This is a genomic window from Gluconobacter sp. DsW_058 (assembly GCF_002153615.1).
GTDB classification, from domain to species: domain Bacteria; phylum Pseudomonadota; class Alphaproteobacteria; order Acetobacterales; family Acetobacteraceae; genus Gluconobacter; species Gluconobacter cerinus.
The window spans coordinates 148856-168713 of the sequence record NZ_JOPH01000001.1 but is presented as its reverse complement, the minus strand read 5'-3'; the positions used below and the strand labels follow the sequence as shown (position 1 = coordinate 168713).

Sequence of the window (19858 nt, the reverse complement as noted above, 5' to 3'; positions counted from 1 at the left end):
TCCACTTTCCTGTCGGTTTCCCTGAGGCGTCTGCCCCTGTTGTGTCGGGTGGGTCACGCGCGGTCTCCTTCAGGCCCAGCAGGCCGCTTGTAATGCATTAGGGCAAAAACACAGGGAACGAACAGCAACGTTGCCACTGTTGCGATGAGCAGGCCACCAATCACGGCCTTACCCAGCGGAGCGTTCGAGGAATTACTGATCGACATCGGAATCATGCCGATCATCATGGCAAGCGCTGTCATCAGAACCGGGCGGATACGCTCATATCCCGCCTCCAGAGACGCCAGCAGAACATCACCGTGGTGATCCAGCCGCTCTCGTGCAAACGAGACGACAAGAATGGCATTCGCGGTTGCCGTTCCCATACACATGATCGCACCGGTCAATGCAGGCACAGACAATGGCGTGTGGGTCAGGAACAGGCTCCAGGAAATACCACCAAGCGCACCCGGCAACGCTGTGATGATCACGAACGGATCAAGCCAGGACTGAAAATTCACTACGATGATCAGGTAAACAAGAACAATGGACAGGGCGAGACCGCCAATCAGCTGCACATAGGCATCATTCATGGTCACGGCCTGACCGCGCACCACAAGGGTTGATCCGTGCGGCAGGTCCTTGCGCTCTCCATCAACCACACGGTTCACCGCGCGCGACAGGGTGCCGAGGTCCGTACCCTCTGGAGCTGCGTAAATATCGAAGACCGGCATGATGTTGTAATGTGAGATTTCCGCAGGCGTACCGGTCTGAACCAGTTCGCTCAGGGCACCCAGCATCTGCGGGTTCTGGTTGGTCGGGTTGCCGTCGCCCTTGTCGATTGGAACGATTTCCAGATCATTCATGGTCTGAAGATAGTTCGCAGGTGTCTGCACATCGATAAGCTGAGACGTTCCCTGAGCATTCAGGTAGTAGGTCTGCCCCACCTGCGCACTACCAGACAGCGTTACGAGAGCATTCAATGCAACGTCCCGCTGTGTAATGCCCGTTCCCAGTGCAAAGCTTCGACGATTGTTGATCAGCAACGTTGGCTGCGTCATCGGTTGCTGAACGGATACATCTGTGATCCCCGGAATATGACGCAGCTTCTTGGCCAGATGCGTTGCAAAGGCAAAGTTGTTCTGCAGATCACGGCCCGAAATCTGAACGTCAATCGGCGCTGGCAAGCCAAAGTTCAGGATCTTGGCGGTCATGTCGCCCGGCTGGAACGTGAAGATTGTTCCAGGAAACGCATCTGTCAGACCCTTACGGACTTTCTGACGGTATTCCGGGATCGGGCTCTCATCATTCTTGAGCTGGATCGTGATGTCACAATCCTGCGCACCCGTTGTCGGTGACGGCACCATGGCCTGGTTCAACTGACTGAACGGCAAGCCACAGTTATTCACGACATTCTCGACCTGACCCGGCAGGATCTCCCGCAGGCGCTTTTCTGCAAGCCCAGCGATCTTGCCTGTCTCTTCAATACGCGTGCCAACCGGTGCGCGCATATGCATCTGAAGCGTACCGGATTTGATTTCGGGGAAAAAATCCTGCCCGACGAACAACAGCAGAGCCATGGACGCCACAGCCGCCAGAAGGAACATGGCAACAAATCGGCCGCGAATAGCAATCAGGCCCGACAGGATACCTTTGTAATGCTCGCGGAAGCTCGTAAACCGGGCTTCAAAGCCTCTCTGGAACCGTCCGAAAAAGCCTGGCTTACGATGATGCCACTCCGGATCACGGTGCATCTTCACCTGCGCCGGAAGCAGCCAGTTCGCCATTGTCGGGACGAGGGTTCGAGAGAGAATGAAGGACGCAATCATCGCGAAGATGATGGCCTCGGCCATTGGCATGAAGAGCCAGCCGGAAACACCCGTCAGCTCGAAAAGCGGTAGCCAGACGATACAGATACAGGTTGTCGATACGAATGTCGGAATGACGATCTGATTGGCTGCATCAATGATAGCGTCTTCAAGCTCTTTCCCCATTTCAAGATGGGCATCAATATTCTCAATCATGACGGTTGCGTCATCCACGAGAATACCGACAGCCAGAGCAAGACCACCCAGTGTCATGACGTTAATCGACTGCCCCGCAATACTGAGGCCGATCAACGAACAGAGCATGGCCAGCGGAATGGACGTCGCAACGATGACGGTAGAGCGCCAGGAACCGAGGAAGAGCAGAACTGTCAGACTGGTCAGGATCGCAGCGGTGATCATCTCACGCACCACGTCAAAAACCGACTCTTTCACGAAGCCTGACGCGTCCGTCAGTACGTTCAGAGTGGTGCCAGCGGGCAACGTAGCCTTGATCTGAGGCAGAAGCGCCTTCACACCCGCGACGACAGACAGGGTCGAGGCGTCACCACTTTTCAAGATGACGATCAGAACGGCCTGCTGCCCCTTCACCAGAACAGCGTTGATCTGGGGAGGGCCCCCTCGATGCACCCACGCGACATCTCGCAGATAGATAACGGAGTTCCCCACCTGCTTGATGGGCATTTTGTTGAAGACCGAGAGATCAAGCGGGGTCGAGTTGGTCTTCACCATCCAGTCAATGGACCCGACCTTCTGATCACCAGCTGGCAGAACAATGTTCTGGCGGTTCAGCGCATTCGCAACGTCCTCAGGTGAAAGACGGTGAGCCTGAAGTTTGATCGGGTCGATATCGACCATGATGTCCGGCGCAAGACCACCATATGGATTCGGAATGGCTGCACCCGCGACCGGCACAAGCGCCGGGCGAATCAGGTTGGACGCCATGTTGTAGATTTCCGACCCGGACATGGTCGAATTATTGACCTGCAACGTCAGAACCGGAACGGAAGACGCATCCAGCGCGATGATCAACGGCGGCGTCGCCCCGGTCGGCATCTGCTTGATGACTGTCTGGGAAACAGATGTAATCTGCGTTTGCGCAACCGCAGTATTCGTTCCGGGCTGGAAGAAGACCTTGACGATGCCACGGCCATAGTAAGACGAGCTTTCAATATGCTCGATATTACTGACAGTCGCTGTTAGCGATCTTTCGTAATAATAGACAATACGACCCGACATATCGTCTGGCATAAGCCCGGTATAGGACCAGACAATCGCAACAATAGGGATCTTGATTGAAGGAAAAACGTCCGTCGGCGTCGAAACAATCGCCCTGACCCCAAAAATAAGAATCATGATCGAAAGAACAACGAACGTATAAGGCCGTTTGAGGGCCGTTACGACGATGGCATTCATGCGTCTGCGATGCTCCTGTTCCTGGATGATCGGAGCTGCGCGATTACGTCAGTCTTTTTCAGTCTCAACGGGCGTCCCCTTTAAATTGAGACAAGTCATACCGGACACAGGAAGTGCGACAAGCAAAATTGAATTTAAGAAAGACCGGATTCAGCCATGAGACAAAAATGTCATGTAATACTGACATCACGATCGGAGCCACCGCGCCCCGAAAAATGAATCGTAAATACTGATCCTGCCAGTTCCTGATTGGGCCGAAACGCAGTGATTTTCAGCGTTGCCCCATGCAAATGCAGAATTGCAGATACAAGACTCAACCCAAGACCACTTCCCGGAATGTGACGACTTTTGTCTGAACGGTAGAATCGCCCCAATACGGCGCCCCGCTCTTCCTCCGCAATCCCGATGCCCGTGTCATGAACCTGAAGCCAGGCACAGCCCTGCTCGTCCTGCCCGACCATCAACCCAACATTCCCGCCTGGAGGCGTGAACTTGATGGCGTTGTCTACGAGGTTTGCCAAAACCTCGTTGAGGAGATCCGTATCTCCATAGAGTGGGATTGCGCGCTCCGCCCCCTCCACACTAAGGACTAATCCGCCAGCCTCGGCAATTGGCTCATAGAGATCTGCGATACCCGCAACCAACTCTGACAAATCCATCGTCGTGAAACCAGCCTGCCGACGCCCGTTCTCAATTTCACCGATGCGCAACAGCGCCGTAATCACTGAAAAGCACTGATCCAGATCCTGTGTGGCCCGCAGAATAATGGACTTGAGGTGAACAGGATCATCTGACGATGAGAGCGCTCGCTCCAACCGCGCTCGCACACGTGCCAGCGGCGTCCTAAGATCGTGCGCAATATCGTTGCCAACATCGCGAATTTCATCCAACAAATGTTCAAGCCGATCCAGCATCCGGTTCACGGCGCCTGCAAGACGCTCGATATCATCCCGTTCGCGCCCGGCGGGCAAACGCTCATGCAGATCGCCTGCCATGATCCGCTCAATGGCCTGCCGCATCTCCTTGACCCGTGCCAAGGCCCGATGACTGAGAAACAATCCCGCCAGCAGCGCAAACAGCACCATTGGCACCAGTGAGATCAGCGCAGCCCGCTTGATGATGTACCGAAGCTCATCCGCCATATGCATGGAGCGGGCAAGAACCAGAATCCGATCCCCTGCTCCGCCACCCGGCCCCGGAACTTCTATCGCCAGATATCGCATCTCATAAGGCGTATCCCCCGGAGGCGCGACTTTGAGCCGACGCGTCCGGTTGGAAACCTCCAGCCCCTCAGGCCAACGTCGAATGTCACCAACAATACGGTTGTGATTCAGGTCGAACAGGCCAGCGCCATTCAAAATGACGCGCAGGTCCGTCTTGCTTCGTTCCCGGACGACATCTTCCAGACGCTCAGGCGTTTCCTGAACGAGAAGTGCTGCCTCACGTCGGAGCAGATCGCTGGAACGAGCACTTTCGTAACCGTTCATCTGGGCATAGACGAGCAGGAACTGCATCGTGATGCCGCCGATCATCGCCACCACGAATGCCAGTGTCAGCCGGAACGTGGCCGTCCGGAAAATGTCAGTCCGATACACGCAGACTGAACCCCGCGCCCCGGATGCTATGGATCAGCGGCGTTTCGCCCTGAAGATCAATCTTCCTGCGCAACTTGCCGATATGCACGTCCACCAGATTGGTCTGTGGAACAAAGCGGTAGTTCCAAACGTCCTCAAGCAGCATCGTTCGGGTCAGAACGGTGCCCGGGCGACGCATCATGTATTCCAGAAGACGGAACTCACGCGGCAGAAGCTCAACGTCCCGGCCACTGCGAGACACCTTGCGCTCAATGAGGTCCATTTCAAGCGGACCAACACGCAGAACCGTTACACGGCTATCCGTGGGGCGACGCAGCAAAGCCTCCAACCGGGCAGCAAGCTCTTCCATGGCGAACGGCTTTGTAAGGTAGTCGTCACCGCCAGCCTTCAAGCCATTCACACGGTCATCAACTGCGGACAATGCGGAAAGAACCAAAACTGGAAGCGTGATTTTCTGGCGACGCAGGGCCTCGATAACACTCAGGCCGTCCATCTCAGGCAACATACGATCAACGACCATCAGGTCGTATTGACCGGACTGCGCAGCTTCGAGGCCCAGAATGCCATTATCGACCCACGTCACATCATAACCGCGCGTCTTAAGCTCCTCGGAGACTTCCGACGCAATACTTTCATCGTCCTCAATCAGCAGGAGACGAATGACAGGCTCAATCGGGCGGGAGACCGCCTCGTGCTCAGGTACGGGCATCATGCTCATAACTGTCACATGCGGGAATATATCCTGTCATCCAATTAAAATCAGTCTTAAGCTTCCAGACTATCAATCTCGTCCTGCTCCTCATCCGTTTTATCAATACCATCCAGCGATCTCAGGCGACGCCCAAGAACACGGCTCCGGCGGCGCGCCTCTTCGATCGTGTTCCCCATCGTACCGGCATTCCGCTGCAACCGTTCAAGAACCTGATCCATCCGAAGCATTTCCTGCCGTGTCGCGCCGAGCAGGCTTGCAATGGTTTCTGTCCGCTCTTCCAACGCAAGCGTCACATAACCGAGATGAACCGTACGCAGCATGGCGGGTAGCAATGACGGCCCCATGACAATCACCCGATACAACCGCCCGATTTCATCAATAACGCCAGGCATCCGGGCAATTTCGGTATAAAGACCGTCCGTGGGCAGATACAGGACGGCGAATTCAACCGTGACAGGTGGCCGGATATACTTGGACGCGATCTTGCGAGCCTCGAATTTGATCGCCGTTTCAAGCTCGCGCCTTGCAGCCTTTTCAGCCAATGCATCCGAAAGCTCTGAGGCATTCAAAAGCCGCTCGTAAGCCTCGGTGGGAAATTTGCTGTCAATCGCCAGGCGGGGAGCAACATGCCCTTTCACAGGCATTCGAATGGCAAACTCTACCAAATCTCCGCTGTCTCCCAGTCGGAAGTTGGTGTCATAGCTCCCTTCCGGAAGAATATCGTCCAGAATAGCCCGGCACTGTGCCTCACCCCAGCCACCGCGCGTCTTGACGTTCGAGAACAGACGCTTGAGGTCTCCGATCTGGGCTGTCACGCTTGTGACCTCACCAAGGGCTTTCTGCATTGCACTGAACTGTTCAACCACGCGTTGAAAGCTGGTTTGCATCTGCTTTTCGACAGCACCGTGCAACTGTTCATTTACGGCAAGACGGATCCGCTCGATCTGTTCGTTCTGACTTTGTGCCATGTCACGCAACGCATCAGAGAGTAGAACGCGCCCTTCAGCCTGATCCTGCCCAACGCGCCGCGCGAGATCACCAAGTTTTTCACTGGTTTCAAGCCGAAGAGCATCCATCCGACCGGACAGGACACGCTCGACCTCGGCCAGATGCGCTCGCTGATAGTCCGCATCCCGCGCACGCTCATCGGCTTCACGGTCCAGCAGGCGGGCGACCTCCCCGCTATTACCACGCAATAGTGCCAAGGCAGCCACCACAAGAGCCGCTGCTGCAATAATCCATGGAACGAACTGCACCATACCGGAACTCCCATCCTGCATGGCGCGGTTCTAGCCCCTTAGGAGCTCATGTCCAATCCTGGCAGCCTCAGGGCTGATGGATGTTGCCGTAGCTTGCAGCGCCCAGCCCCGGACAGGAACAGGAGGTGCCCAAAGGAACCTGAGTTGGCATCTTGCAGGTGTAGATCCCGGCCTTGCAGGTATAGCCATACCCGGCAACAGGCGCTGACGGGTTAACAGGGCCCGGCGCGGCCGTTCCGACGCATGCACCCAATCCCAGGAATGAAAGGCCTGCAGCAGTACGCAGGGCTGAACGGCGAATAGAACCAGACATCAACATGACCCTCTCAAAACAATTCATGTGAGCGCAAAACGGATCTTCCGCTCATCAGTTGCGGGAATCCTATGCCGATATGGCAATCCTGTGGCGCACCAGCCTACACACGGGCAGCAGCAGCCTGCCCTGCAGCAACACCGCTGGACCAGGCCCACTGGAAATTGTGGCCACCCAGCCATCCCGTGACATCCACTGCTTCACCAATCGCATACAGCCCCGGGACGTCCCGCACTTCCATTGTCTGGGACGACAGACCGCTCGTATCGATCCCTCCGCGCATAACTTCGGCCTTCGCGTACCCTTCCGTTCCAGAAAGACGGACTTCCCATCGGGACAGGCGTTCTGCGAGCGCTTTTATATTCTTGTCCGGCTGATTGGCCAGCATGACGTCTCCAAGCCCGGCAGCCAGCTCTTTCGCCAGACGCGCAGGAAGTGCTTCAAGCAGGCTCGGAGGAAGCGCGCGCGGACGTGCCTTCTTGATCGCCAGCAAAACCTCCAACGCATTTCGCCCCGGCATCAGGTCAATATGGGCCGTGCCGCCTGCCTCAAGATAAGAGGAAATCTGGAGGATGGCCGGGCCTGACAGCCCACGATGGGTGAAAACCATCCCGTCAGCAAAGCGAGGCCCTTTTTTCCCGCAAGTTGTCACGACATCCAGAGACACACCCGCCAGAGAAGGGTCCGCATCATCCAGGACCAACGGCACCAAAGCAGGAGCAGTCGGGACAATTTTCAAACCGAAGGATCGTGCGATCCGCAGGGAGAGGTCCGTAGCGCCCAGTTTGGGAATGGACAGACCACCGGTCGCCAAAATCACAGAACGGCTTCGAACATCCCCGGCATCCGTGCGAACGACAAAGCCATCCGCATCGGCCTCGACATCCGTAATCCGGGTCTCCATCCGTGCTTCACAACCAGCATCCTGACATTCAGACACCAGCATATCCACGATCTGACGGGCAGACCCATCGCAGAACAACTGTCCCTTGGCCTTTTCATGCCAGGCAATCTGATAGCGATCCACCAACTTCACAAAATCACGCGGCGTGTAACGTGCCAGCGCCGAGCGCGCAAAATGCTTGTTCTGGGACAGGAAACAGTTTGGCCCCGTCTCCAGATGCGTAAAATTACAGCGCCCACCACCCGAGATCAGGATCTTGCGTCCGGGTTCGGACCCGTGATCCAGAACCAGTACACGCGCACCACCACGTCCCGCTGTTGCAGCAGCCATGAGGCCAGCCGCACCAGCCCCAAGGACCACCACATCAAATGTCACGGACAGCTCCCGCTCAGAAATCCAGATTCGCATAATGACCGGGCGGCGTGATGCCACTCATCCGGTCAGTCAGAAGGCCGCGGAAACACGGACGGGACTTCACCCGAGCATACCAGTCCTTGGCGGCCGGCGCTTTTGCCCAGTTCACATCCCCAATGAAGTCCAGCGCCGAGAGATGCGCAGCAGCAGCGAAATCGGCCATCGAAATGGACGGCCCCGCAAGCCAGGACCGCGTTTCTGCCAGCCAGCCGATATAGTCCAGATGGAAGCGCATGTTGCCGTAACCGGCCCGCAGGACGTTTCCGTCCGGGTGACCACGGCCATACAACCGCTTGTCAACTTTTTCGCCCAGCAGGTTGCGCGTCACTTCCTGCCCGAAACGGGTCTCAAACCAGTCCATCAATCGACGGACTTCGACACGTTCGGCAAGCGTACGGCCCAGCAGGGGTGTATCCGGATAGGCTTCATCCAGATATTCGCAGATGACGCGGGCGCCGGGTACGGCCAGCCCGTTCTCTTCAACAAGAACCGGAACCTCACCAGCAGGGTTCAGAGCAAGGAATTCCTCGCGCTGTTCCCACACCCGTTCGATCACGAGTTCACAGGGCAGTCTCTTCTCGCCGAGCACAAGCCGGACAAGACGGCATTGCGGGGAGAGTGGAAGGTGATGCAGGATACGCATTCTTCATGTTCTAAGTCAGCCATTCCGCGCTCACAAGAGCCTCCGTCATTGCTTCCATACAGGGCCAACGAATTTTCCGATGTCAGACACCGCATCCGCTTCTCACGCCTCCTCCCCGATGCGCATCCGTGCCCGCGGCCGCTCTTTTCTGGCTCTCGTCCTGTCACCGGAGGCTCCCCTGAACCTCTGGCTGGCTGGCCTGGATCAGCAGGTCGTTCGTTCGGGCGGCCTTTTCAGCGGCAAGCCGGTGATTCTTGACCTCGGACTTCTCTCGGAAGAAACACCGGGCTTGCCAACCCTTCTGGAAGATATCCGCAGCCGTGGCGTACGGATCATCAGCATTGAAGGCGGTGATCGTTCATGGCCGGCTGTCGCGGGGTGGGACTGGCCTGCCTCCTTCGAAGGCGGCCGCCCTTCCGGCGAAGTGGAGCTTCCCGATCAAGGGGCCGCAGCGGATGCAACAGCCGTCGCGACGCCCGCAGGCGGGCAAACGCTGATCCTCGATGGTGCCATCCGCTCAGGACAGTGCATCCAGCACATGCAGGGCGACGTGATCATTATCGGCTCCGTTTCATCAGGAGCGGAGATCGTCGCGGCAGGCTCTATCCACGTTTACGGTTCGTTACGCGGCCGCGCGATTGCCGGTGTCGGCGGCAAGTCTGAAGCGCGAATTTTTGCGTCCAGAATGGAGGCCGAACTCCTTGCTCTGGATGGCTTTTACGCCGTTACGGAAGACATTGACGCTGCGATTTTCGGCCAGCCCGCACAGGTCCTTCTTGATGAGGACCGGGTCCGCGTTTTGCCTCTTCCGCGCTGATCCGGAGGCAGGAACTGCAAGAAAGTGACCTCATGCCACGAAACAGCCCTTATTCCCGTGTTGCCGTAAGGCTTTACTATCCCATAGGATAAGGCATCAGGCGCGGGTTCCGCACAACGGGCGGCATTACGTCACAGAAGCAGTTTTTGGAGTATTCATGGCCAAGGTTCTGGTTGTCACCTCAGGCAAGGGTGGCGTCGGCAAGACGACATCGACCGCCGCTCTCGGCGCCGCACTCGCGCAGAGCGGCCAGAACGTCGTTGTGGTGGATTTTGACGTTGGCCTGCGTAACCTTGATCTGGTGATGGGTGCAGAACGTCGCGTTGTGTTTGACCTCATCAATGTGGTGCAGGGCGACGCAAGACTGTCCCAGGCTCTGATCCGCGATAAACGCTGCGAAACCCTGTCCATTCTTCCGGCCTCCCAGACGCGTGACAAAGACGCGCTGACGTCAGAAGGCGTAGCCCGAGTCATGGAAGAACTTCGCGAGAAGTTTGACTGGGTCATCTGTGACAGCCCGGCCGGCATTGAACGCGGTGCGCAACTCGCCATGTACCATGCTGACGCTGCGGTCATCGTGACGAACCCTGAAGTCAGCTCCGTACGTGACTCAGACCGCATTATCGGCTTGCTGGATAGCAAAACTGAAAAGGCCGAACGCGGCGAGAAGATTGAAAAGCACCTTCTCATCACGCGCTATGACCCGATCCGCGCTGCCCGCAAGGAAATGCTGAGCGTTGAAGACGTTCTGGAAATCCTATCCATCCCGCTGGTTGGTATTGTTCCGGAAAGCGATGATGTTCTGAAGGCGTCCAACGTTGGCGCTCCTGTCACCCTGTCCTCTCCGGAAAGCCTCCCGGCGCGCGCCTATTTCGAAGCTGCACGTCGTCTGGCTGGTGAGAAGATTGAAGTTTCAGTCCCGGTCGAGAAGCGTGGCTTCTTTGACTGGCTCCTTGGCAAGAAGGGTGCGGCATGAGCTTCCTCGCAAACCTCTTCGCAAAACGTCAGCAGACGTCCAGTAGCGCTGTCGCACGGGATCGCCTCCAGATTCTTCTCGCACACGAACGTGGCGCAGGTGAAGAAGGCGAGTCAGACCTGATCAAGCAGCTTCACAAAGAAATCATGGAAGTCATCGCACGCCACGTCGCCGTCGATCAGGACAAGGTCAAGATCAAGGTCGACCGTGGCAGTGGCTGTTCAATGCTCGAAATTGACGTCGAAGTTCCTCAGGAACTGAACAAAAAACGGGCGTCCTGATTTAAAGCCGGGCCGATCATTTTGGCTCGGCCCTTTTTTCTCCTAGCGGCGTTCAGGCCGCATCAAAAACGGAACATGCGCCATGAGCGGCTTTTTCGGTAACATCGTGAATCAGGCCATGGGCGCCCTCGGCGGCCAACTCGGCGACAAGCTGGGTGGCAGCTTTGGGGACATGCTCAAAGGCGAAGGCCTGAACATGCTCATCGCACAGGCCAAGAGCGCTGGCCTTGATGAAAAGATCCATTCCTGGATTGGTAATGGCGAGAACCTGCCCATCACCACGGATGAACTCCGCAACCTGCTGACGAACGAGCAGATTCAGATGATTGTCGCAAAGACAGGTCTTCCAGCAGCAACCATTCTTCCGGCTATTGCCCAGTTGCTTCCTGCCGCAGTGGACAAGCACACGACAGAAGACCAACTGCCTCCGCAGCAGACAGCCTGAAGGCTCCAAGCCCGAAAAAGCCCTCGACCCAGTCCTCTGGTCGAGGGCTTTTTCGTTTTTAATCCCCCGGTGTCCCGGCTTTGGATGGTGCCCCCTCGGGTAGGGCATTGTAGGCTTCCGGCTCTTCAATCGGGAACCTGACCAGCAGATAGGGCGGAACGCGCCGGTCTTTGCCTTCATTGAAAGACGCCAGCCGGTTCCACTGACCAAACGTGCAGTAGACATAATTGTCGGATGCAAAAATACCATCCGGCGAAAGAGCGCGCGGGTCCCGCAACATCATCTTGAAACTGCCATCCGGATCACGCCGCAAGATACAGTCGTGTTCGTAGTTGGTCGTGTAAAGGCGATCATGCCGGTCGAAGTCGAGGCCATCAGCCACCCCTTTCTCACCTTCATCCCTGATCGCTGGCTCAAGCATTGCGTCATCCGATGAGACATCTGCGAGCAGAGCAACGGGCAAGCTGTAAAGACGGCGACTTGTCAGAGGCGAGAAGTACAGACGCTGCTCGTCCTTTGTGATGGCGATACCATCCACACCGCCCGAAACAAGCTGAGGCTTGCCGGGAATGTATCGGCGGGGCTCGCCCTCCACGATTGCCAGGAAGCCCTGTTCCGCCAGAATGGCCTTGCTTTGCGTCAGGACACGACGCGCCTGCCCCGTCGCGACATCCACCACCACAAGTCCTGGCTTCGTCCCGAATGAAGAATCCGTTACGAATACCGTGCCTTGGGGTCCATGAGACAAGGACACACGCAGATCATTCATATGACTGTCCGGCAAAAGCGCCGGCGCTTTCAGGATAATCCTGTGAACAATGGTGTTGGTCTGCGGATCGATACAAATGATCTTGGCAGCCCCTGGCGCTAGGGGGTGACCGGCTCTTTTGCCATCATCAATCGCCCAGATCCTGCCCTTTGCGTCCAGCGTCATGCCATGAATGGATATAAGGCAATCCGCGGCCGCGCGGCTGCCGGGCATACTTTCCTCGACCGAAGGATAAGGAACCACCCTTCCCTTCACGAGTTCACCGAGGGTCGCACCCTTATGGTCAACTGCATGACGCGGAAAACCAACGAAAATGCGACCATCTGGCAGAACCACGACGCCCGAAGGCCCCGGTCCGTCAAACCGGGCCACCACTTCGAATACCCCGGACGGGCCTGTTCCGCGGTCTTCATTTCCATCAGCCCAGGCGGGTTGGGATACCAGAGAGGATGCAGCGAGAGAGGCGGGCGCAACCGATGCTGCGCGCAGAAAATGACGACGCTTCACTGTTCAAGCTCCAAGTGGTCAGTCAAAGAGCAACGCCTCAACTGAGGGAATGAAGCAACACCAGGACACAATTTTCGGGAATGTTATCAAACTGCAAGAAATTGTGTTGACCAAAACGATACACGACATCAGATTGTCGAATTATCAATACACTCTCGTGAGATCGTTAAATCGTGGCTGTACGCTTTTCTTCCCGACATCTGGGACTCCTTGGTACCACACTTCTTGGCTCCTCCCTCATGATGCCGGTTGCAGGACTATGCGCAGCCGTCCCGACAGCGGACACCCATCACAAAAAAGCCAAGAGCCAGGCAGTCCGCAATGCCGCTCCCGCACACGCCAAGGACGTCTCTGGCGGCACTGAGGCTGTGATTGTCACGGGAACGCGTGAGTTCGGCAAGAAAGCACGGGATTCGATTTCCCCGATCGATGTTGTTTCAAGCCGCCAGATCACGTCAACGGGTCAGCCAACTCTTCGCGATGCCCTCTCCCTCCTGCTACCGTCCCTGACAGTCCCGACAGCAGGCTTCGACGCTGGGGCCCTTACGGACACCATCGCCCTGCGTGGCCTGAACCCGAACGAAACCCTTGTGCTCGTGGATGGCAAGCGTCGTCATACGACGGCCAATATTTATGCCGATCCGGGGCCGTCTCAGGGCGCAACCCCGGTTGATATCGACATGCTGCCAATGTCCATGATCGATCACATTGAAGTTCTGCGCGACGGCGCATCAGCCCAGTACGGCTCGGACGCGATCGCTGGCGTGGTAAACATCATCACCAAGAAGCAGGACCATGGTCTGAGCATGCGCTCTAACACCGGCATCACCAGCGAGGGTGATGGTTTTCAGCAGGGTGTGTATCTGGATGGCGGGTTCAATCTGAATAACCGTGGCTATGTGCATATCGGTGGCGATTTCGTGCATCAGGACCATGCGTTCCGGTCCGGTAAAGACAATCGTACCAACCAGTATACCAACCAGGTGCTAAGCCAGCCCGAACAGACACGTGAGAGCGTCGCCATTACTGCAGGTTACGACATCACCGAAACTGTTCAGGCCTATGCCAGTGCCACCTATGCCCATCGGCATGCGGAATCTTACCAGAACTATCGCCTGCCCTCGACCCTGAGCGCCTATCCCGGATACGCCGCAAAATACCCTTATGGCTATTCGCCAATCCTGGGACTGGAAGAAAACGATTACGAACTGACAGCTGGTTTCAAGGGTATGCTGGCTGGCTGGCACTGGGATCTTTCCACAGTGTATGGCCGTGACTTCGATCGGTTTGATGCTCTCAGCACGATTAACAGCGCCGTTTACAAAGCCGACGGACGGACGCCTACGAACTTTTACAATGCGCAGGGGTATAACAACTCCCAGTGGACGAGCAGTTTCGATCTGTCCCGGAAGTTCAACTTCTCTTTCTGGCCTCACAGCATCAACGTCGCCGGTGGCGCAGCGTATCGCTATGAATCCTATTCCATGGGCACCGGCTCCGCAGACAGCATTGCGGGCACAGGCGCTGACGGCATTCCCGGGACGACAACTTACAACGCAGGCAACTGGTCCCGTGATGTCGCGTCTGGATATGTCGATATCTCTACCCACTTGATGAAGAACTGGCAGGTCGATCTGGCAGGCCGCGTCGAGCACTATACAGATGTTGGAAACGCCAAAACCGGCAAGGTCTCCACACGCTACGATTTCAGCCCGCGGTTTGCTGTTCGCGGAACATTCAGCAGTGGCTTCCACGCCCCAACACTGGCCCAGCAGCATTACTCCGCGCTTGCCGTCTCCCCAACGGCAGCGCGCGGCCTGATTGCAGCCAACTCCACCGGTGCATTGGCCAACGGCGCTTCACAGATGAAGCCGGAGCAGGCCACAAGCGTCGAAGGCGGCATCATTGTTGAGCCGATCCGTAAGCTTCACGTCACGGTCGACGCCTACCAAATTGATCTGCGTGATCGTATCCAGCCAGGTGGAACAATCTACGGTTCACAGGCGTATAAGGCCCTCTACGCAAACGGCTTCCCGCTGCCGTCAGGTTCCGAAAACTGGGGTGCCGGCCAGTTGTCAGCTTACTGGTTCGCGAACGTCGCCACGACCCGCACACAGGGCCTGGACATCAATGCAACTTATCCAAGCGAGTTCGGCCGCTTCGGTCATGTGGACTGGGACGTTGCCATCAACCTGAACCGGACGCGCCTGCGCCATCAGGGTACGACCACCAGCGGTGCAAACCTGCTGACCATCCCCACTCTCGCCTATCTGACGACAGCCTATCCGCGCTCCAAGATCATCTTTGGCGGTCGCTGGCACTCCCCCAACAACACATGGGCCGTCGCCATTCATGAAATCCGCTATGGCCAGACGACATCAAACCTGACCTATTACACTGGCCCGAACGCATTCTCGACAACGAACTATCGTGAGTTCCAGAACGCACCTAAATGGACCACCAACGCGTCTGTGACCTACAACATCAACACACGCTGGAGTGCGACGATTGGCGGCAACAACATCTTCGCTGCTTACCCCTCCGTCGTGCCAAAGGAAAACCGCTATCTTGGTGCGCCCAAGTACTACATGAGCACCAACCAGCTCGGTATTTCTGGCGGCTATTATTATCTGGATGTGTCTGCGCGCTTTTAAGCCAGAACGGAAAACGGCGGAGCTCAACTCCGCCGTTTTCCATATCTACAATACTGACAACCCATCCACTTGATGCAGACGCGGGAAACTCAGACTTTCCAGATGCCACACAGCGCCGAGATATGACGTCGGCAAAGTGCCAGATCAGGTGCACCACTCTGCTTGCAGGCCAGCTCAAAAGCCTGCGTTTCGCGTGCAGCCCGGCTCAGTGCCGCGACAGACCAACGGTCCAGAGCCTGATTAAACGCAGCAGTCCGTTTAAAGAAGATTGGCGGCTTGAGCGCTTTCATAGCTTCTGCGCGGCCTTGGCCAGCCTTCACTGCAAGTGCCACTTTCTGAAGCCGCGTCAGCACGCTTAATACCGCACGCGCAACCGCTACGGGATTAGCCCCATCGGCCAAAGCGCGCTCCAAGGCCTGATCTGCTTCTGCCCGATGGCCAGACAATGCGGCGAAGACCGCATCTTCCAGAGAACTCCCTCCCGCATCACCTGCGCAGTCCTGAACAGCGTCAAGATCAAGCCGACCGTTTGGCCCTGCATAGAGAACAAGCTTCTCGATCTCACCGCGAACACCGCTTCGATCTGCCCCCAGCCGTCCCATAAGCCAGGTCAAAGCATCCCGATCAATGGAAACTGCGGCCTGGGATAAAGCATCCGTCACCGTCTGGGATAACGCCCGCCCCTCCTCAGGATAACAGGCAATCGATGCCATTTCCTTGTGCCGCTCGGCGAAAGCACGCAGCGTGGATCGTGACGTAAGACCGGGTGCCTCAATCACTATCAACGTGTCCGTCGAGACTTCCAGAGCACGCGTCAGCATGGGGGTCAGGGCGTCTGTGCCACTGCGGACCCACACAACACGCCGACCACCGATCAACGAGAGGGCTGTGCCCTCTTCCTCAAGACGATCATGCGTCTCGCGATCGAGTTGGGAGACGCGAAATGGATCGTCCAGTGTCTCTGCAACGAGCCGCACGGCCTGAGCCGCTCTTTCCCGTATTAGCCCCGTGTCTTCGCCATGAAGAAGAATGGCGCGCCACGTTCCGGCATCGGACAGGGCGCGGCCAATGTTACGGGCCTCAATTTTCATTAATTGCTTGTGGTGCCCTGAGAGACACGTCCCGTCGCGGAGGCCGGGAAGCCATCCACGCCAACGCGATCCGTCGCAGACCCGTTATCGGACGGCATTCTGTCCGTGTTGATATACCTCGGCATATCAACAGGTGCCGCATTGGACGGCATGTTATGGGAGCGGAACCAGACGGCGAGCTGCTGTGTGAGACTTTGAGCCAAGGTATCCGCAACACGCCCCTTGGTCGTTTCATCATTCAGCGTCTGAGCAAAATACTGCTCGAAGCTGCCGCTATAACCGTCAAGCGTTGTCGCATCTCCCTGCGTGATTAACTGGGGAGACTGCTCTACCGTAAACAACTGCCAGTGCGCTGAACCAGAAACACGGATACGCCCCGCTGTATTGTCCTGGTGAATATCAATGGCTTCACTGTTGGCACCGGAATTGACCCGCAGCATATAATGCTGAGGATTTTCAGGACCGGCACCTGCAAGATTTTTTTGCAAGGCCAGTCGCAGTTCCTGACCGTATCTTCCCGGAATATTCGCGACGTAAACCTGTGCGAGTTCAGCCGAAATATCGGTTTTCGTATCCATCTTGCCGTAGAGCGGGGTGAAACCACACCCTCCCAGCAGAAGGAACGCAGAAAGGGTCAGGGAACTGCGATGTTTCACGATCAGCCTGCTACCACAAAATTGACGATCCGGTTGGGAACGTGGATTTCCTTCACCAGACGTTTGCCCTCAAGGGCCCGGGCAACATTAGGCTCAGCCTTCGCCGCAGCGAGAACGTCATCCTTCGGCGCATCTGGTGGCACCTGGATTGTTCCACGCAGCTTTCCAAGCACCTGCACACCAATCGTGACGCTCTGAACTGCAAGCCACTCATCCTGCGCCTCGGGCCATGCCCGATCCACAACGAGTTCACCACCAGGTTCGAGAACCGCCATCATGTCTTCAGCAAGATGCGGCATCATTGGTGCAGACAGCAGACACAGCGCGGAGGCGGCCTCCCGTCGTGCGGCAGCAAAACCAGTCCCTTCTTTGCCCTGCGCCTCTGCCAGAGCGGAAGTCAACTCATGCAATCGAGCTACTGCGACGTTGGGCGTGAACGCTTCCAAAGCTTCTGTGACGGCGGCAATGGCACGATGCGTAGCACGGCGCAGATCATCTCCAGCCGAGCCATGCGCACTGTCAATCGGATCAGCCGCAGCCACAGCGGAAACCAGACGATGCAGGCGCTGCCCAAACCGGGCCGCAGCAGCCACGCCAGACGCTGTCCACTCCATGTCACGCTCTGGCGGACTGTCAGACAGCACAAACCACCGCGCCGTATCGGCACCAAAACGCTCAATAATCTCTACCGGAGAGACCGTATTGCGCTTGGACTTGGACATTTTTTCAGAACGTCCGACCTGGATGGGCGTTCCCGTGTCACGTCGGACAACCACATCGCCGCGACGCTCGACTTCTTCCGGATAGAGCCAGTTTGCCCCGTCCTTGTAGCTTTCGTGCGTGACCATGCCCTGAGTGAAGAGGCCGTCAAACGGCTCATCCAGACCCAGGTGACCCGTCTCATGCATGGCGCGGGTAAAGAAGCGCGCATAGAGCAGATGGAGGATCGCATGTTCAATTCCGCCGATATACTGATCGACAGGCAGCCAGCCATCAGCCGCGGCCGGTACGGTCGGCGTCAGCGCATGCGGGCTGGTAAAGCGGGCGAAGTACCACGAACTGTCCACAAACGTGTCGAACGTGTCTGTTTCCCGCGTGGCGGCAGACCCGCAACTTGGGCAGGAAACGTGTTTCCAGGTCGGATGATGATCCAGCGGGTTGCCCGGCCGATCAAATGTCACATCTTCTGGCAGGACAACTGGCAGCTGATCATCCGGAACCGGAACTGCACCACACTTCTCACAGTGAATAATGGGGATTGGGCAGCCCCAGTAACGCTGACGGGAAATTCCCCAGTCCCGCAGACGCCAGTTTACGACGCCATGCCCAACGCCCATGCCTTCGAGACGCTCGATGACGGTCTTTTTGGCGACTGCAACAGCCAGACCGTCCAGGAATCCCGAATTGTAGAGTGTGGCTTCGCCTGAGACAGCCTTCCGGCTAACGCGGAATGTCTCAGCATCTTCACCAGCGGGCAGCAAAACCTGAGGCACGGCGAGATCATACTTGTGAGCGAAATCAAGATCACGCTGGTCGCCGCACGGGCACCCAAACACTGCCCCCGTGCCATAATCCATCAACACGAAATTGGCGATCCAGACAGGCGCCGTCTGATCTGGATTCAAAGGATTGCTGACGCGAAGACCCGTATCGAAGCCACGCTTTTCTGCGGCCTCAATCACCTCTTCGGATGTTCCAAGACGACGGCATTCTTCAATAAATTCAGCCGCAGCAGGATTAGTCCGCGCGACCTTGGCTGCCAGCGGATGATCCGCGGCAATACCAACGAAGCTCAATCCGAACAGCGTATCCGGCCGGGTCGTGAAGACTTCGATACCATCAAGATCAATGTCGAAGCCCGACGGCGGGCTATGAAGAGCGAAACGGACACGCGCACCTTCTGAACGCCCAATCCAGCGTTCCTGCATCGTCCGCACGCGTTCCGGCCAGCGATCCAGCTGCCCCAGCGTATCAAGCAGCGGCTGAGCAAATTTGGTAATTTTCAGGAACCACTGAGAAAGAACCTTCTTCTCAATCAGCGCTCCGGACCGCCATCCGCGTCCCTCGACAACCTGCTCATTGGCCAGAACCGTCTCATCGACCGGGTCCCAGTTTACAGACGAATCCCGACGCTCAACCAGACCACCGGCGAGCATGTCCAGAAACAGTTTCTGCTGCTTGCCGTAATATTCCGGAAGGCAGGTCGCGATTTCGCGGTCCCAGTCCAAGGAAAAGCCGAGACGTTGCAGCGTGCCGCGCATTGTGGCGATGTTTTCCATCGTCCACTTGCCAGGATGCACATTGCGTTCTCGCGCTGCATTCTCAGCGGGCAGTCCAAAAGCGTCCCATCCCATAGGATGAAGCACCGAAAACCCTCGTGCGCGCTTATACCGCGCTACGACGTCTCCAAGCGTATAATTCCGCACATGGCCAACATGCAGCTGGCCGGAGGGGTACGGAAACATCTCCAGAACGTAATATTTTGGCCGATCAGCCGGAGGCACATCTGGAACAGCAAATACATTCCGCTGTTTCCACTCTGCCTGCCAGAACGGCTCCCGGGACTGAAAATCGAAAGCCGTATGTGTCGTGTCGCTCATG

Annotated in this window: 16 protein-coding genes; 5 read left to right on the top strand and 11 right to left on the bottom strand. The window is 56.9% G+C overall.

The features are described 5' to 3' along the window. Positions 1-53: 53 nt before the first annotated feature. The 7 genes from HK24_RS00845 to HK24_RS00815 all read right to left on the bottom strand — a co-directional run bounded on the left by HK24_RS00845 (position 54) and on the right by HK24_RS00815 (position 9061). On the bottom strand, positions 54-3221 hold the full coding sequence (locus HK24_RS00845) for an efflux RND transporter permease subunit (RefSeq protein WP_086632945.1): 3168 nt from the start codon (positions 3219-3221) through the stop codon (positions 54-56). A gap of 170 nt (positions 3222-3391) precedes the next feature. Further along, on the bottom strand, positions 3392-4816 hold the full coding sequence (locus tag HK24_RS00840; RefSeq protein ID WP_086632944.1) for a HAMP domain-containing sensor histidine kinase: 1425 nt from the start codon (positions 4814-4816) through the stop codon (positions 3392-3394). Next, the gene (locus HK24_RS00835) at positions 4803-5534 is read right to left on the bottom strand and encodes a response regulator transcription factor (protein ID WP_086632943.1); all 732 of its coding nucleotides are present in this window, start codon (positions 5532-5534) and stop codon (positions 4803-4805) included. Before HK24_RS00835 ends, HK24_RS00840 begins: the two co-directional genes overlap by 14 nt. 47 nt (positions 5535-5581) lie before the next feature. Further along, the gene (locus HK24_RS00830; protein ID WP_086632942.1) at positions 5582-6808 is read right to left on the bottom strand and encodes a DNA recombination protein RmuC; all 1227 of its coding nucleotides are present in this window, start codon (positions 6806-6808) and stop codon (positions 5582-5584) included. A 46-nt stretch (positions 6809-6854) separates the two neighbouring features. Further along, entirely contained in the window at positions 6855-7100 is a 246-nt protein-coding gene (locus HK24_RS00825; protein WP_086633050.1) for a hypothetical protein, read from the bottom strand. A 103-nt stretch (positions 7101-7203) separates the two neighbouring features. Next, the gene (locus HK24_RS00820) at positions 7204-8412 is read right to left on the bottom strand and encodes an aminoacetone oxidase family FAD-binding enzyme (protein ID WP_198942033.1); all 1209 of its coding nucleotides are present in this window, start codon (positions 8410-8412) and stop codon (positions 7204-7206) included. Next, entirely contained in the window at positions 8393-9061 is a 669-nt protein-coding gene (locus HK24_RS00815) for a glutathione S-transferase family protein (protein ID WP_046901163.1), read from the bottom strand. Before HK24_RS00815 ends, HK24_RS00820 begins: the two co-directional genes overlap by 20 nt. Positions 9062-9140: 79 nt before the next feature. Here HK24_RS00815 and minC point away from each other — a divergent pair, with 79 nt between their 5' ends. From minC to HK24_RS00795, 4 genes are all read left to right on the top strand, one after another. After that, positions 9141-9878, top strand: coding sequence for a septum site-determining protein MinC (gene minC, locus HK24_RS00810; RefSeq protein WP_086632941.1), 738 nt, complete (start codon positions 9141-9143; stop codon positions 9876-9878). A 157-nt stretch (positions 9879-10035) separates the two neighbouring features. Continuing rightward, positions 10036-10854, top strand: coding sequence for a septum site-determining protein MinD (gene minD / locus HK24_RS00805; protein ID WP_046901161.1), 819 nt, complete (start codon positions 10036-10038; stop codon positions 10852-10854). Beyond that, positions 10851-11135, top strand: coding sequence for a cell division topological specificity factor MinE (gene minE / locus HK24_RS00800; RefSeq protein ID WP_046901160.1), 285 nt, complete (start codon positions 10851-10853; stop codon positions 11133-11135). The genes minD and minE overlap by 4 nt, the downstream gene beginning before the upstream one ends. Before the next feature lie 82 nt (positions 11136-11217). Next, positions 11218-11580 carry a YidB family protein gene (locus tag HK24_RS00795; protein WP_046901159.1) on the top strand — a complete coding sequence of 121 codons (363 nt, stop codon included), beginning with the start codon at positions 11218-11220 and terminating at the stop codon, positions 11578-11580. A 58-nt stretch (positions 11581-11638) separates the two neighbouring features. Here HK24_RS00795 and HK24_RS00790 read toward each other — a convergent pair whose 3' ends face one another. Next, positions 11639-12856 carry an L-dopachrome tautomerase-related protein gene (locus HK24_RS00790; protein WP_086632940.1) on the bottom strand — a complete coding sequence of 406 codons (1218 nt, stop codon included), beginning with the start codon at positions 12854-12856 and terminating at the stop codon, positions 11639-11641. Positions 12857-13095: 239 nt separating this feature from the next. Between HK24_RS00790 and HK24_RS00785 the strand changes: the two genes are divergently transcribed. Further along, on the top strand, positions 13096-15510 hold the full coding sequence (locus HK24_RS00785) for a TonB-dependent receptor plug domain-containing protein (RefSeq protein ID WP_369826504.1): 2415 nt from the start codon (positions 13096-13098) through the stop codon (positions 15508-15510). 89 nt (positions 15511-15599) lie between these two features. Here HK24_RS00785 and holA read toward each other — a convergent pair whose 3' ends face one another. Genes holA through leuS form a run of 3 tightly spaced genes read right to left on the bottom strand, consistent with a single transcriptional unit; the run spans position 15600 to position 19857 of the window. Then, entirely contained in the window at positions 15600-16601 is a 1002-nt protein-coding gene (holA, locus tag HK24_RS00780) for a DNA polymerase III subunit delta (RefSeq protein ID WP_086632938.1), read from the bottom strand. Beyond that, positions 16601-17257, bottom strand: a complete 657-nt coding sequence (locus HK24_RS00775) for a hypothetical protein (protein ID WP_086632937.1) — start codon at positions 17255-17257, stop codon at positions 16601-16603. The genes holA and HK24_RS00775 overlap by 1 nt, the downstream gene beginning before the upstream one ends. Before the next feature lie 2 nt (positions 17258-17259). After that, entirely contained in the window at positions 17260-19857 is a 2598-nt protein-coding gene (leuS, locus tag HK24_RS00770) for a leucine--tRNA ligase (protein ID WP_086632936.1), read from the bottom strand. Position 19858 lies beyond the last annotated feature (1 nt).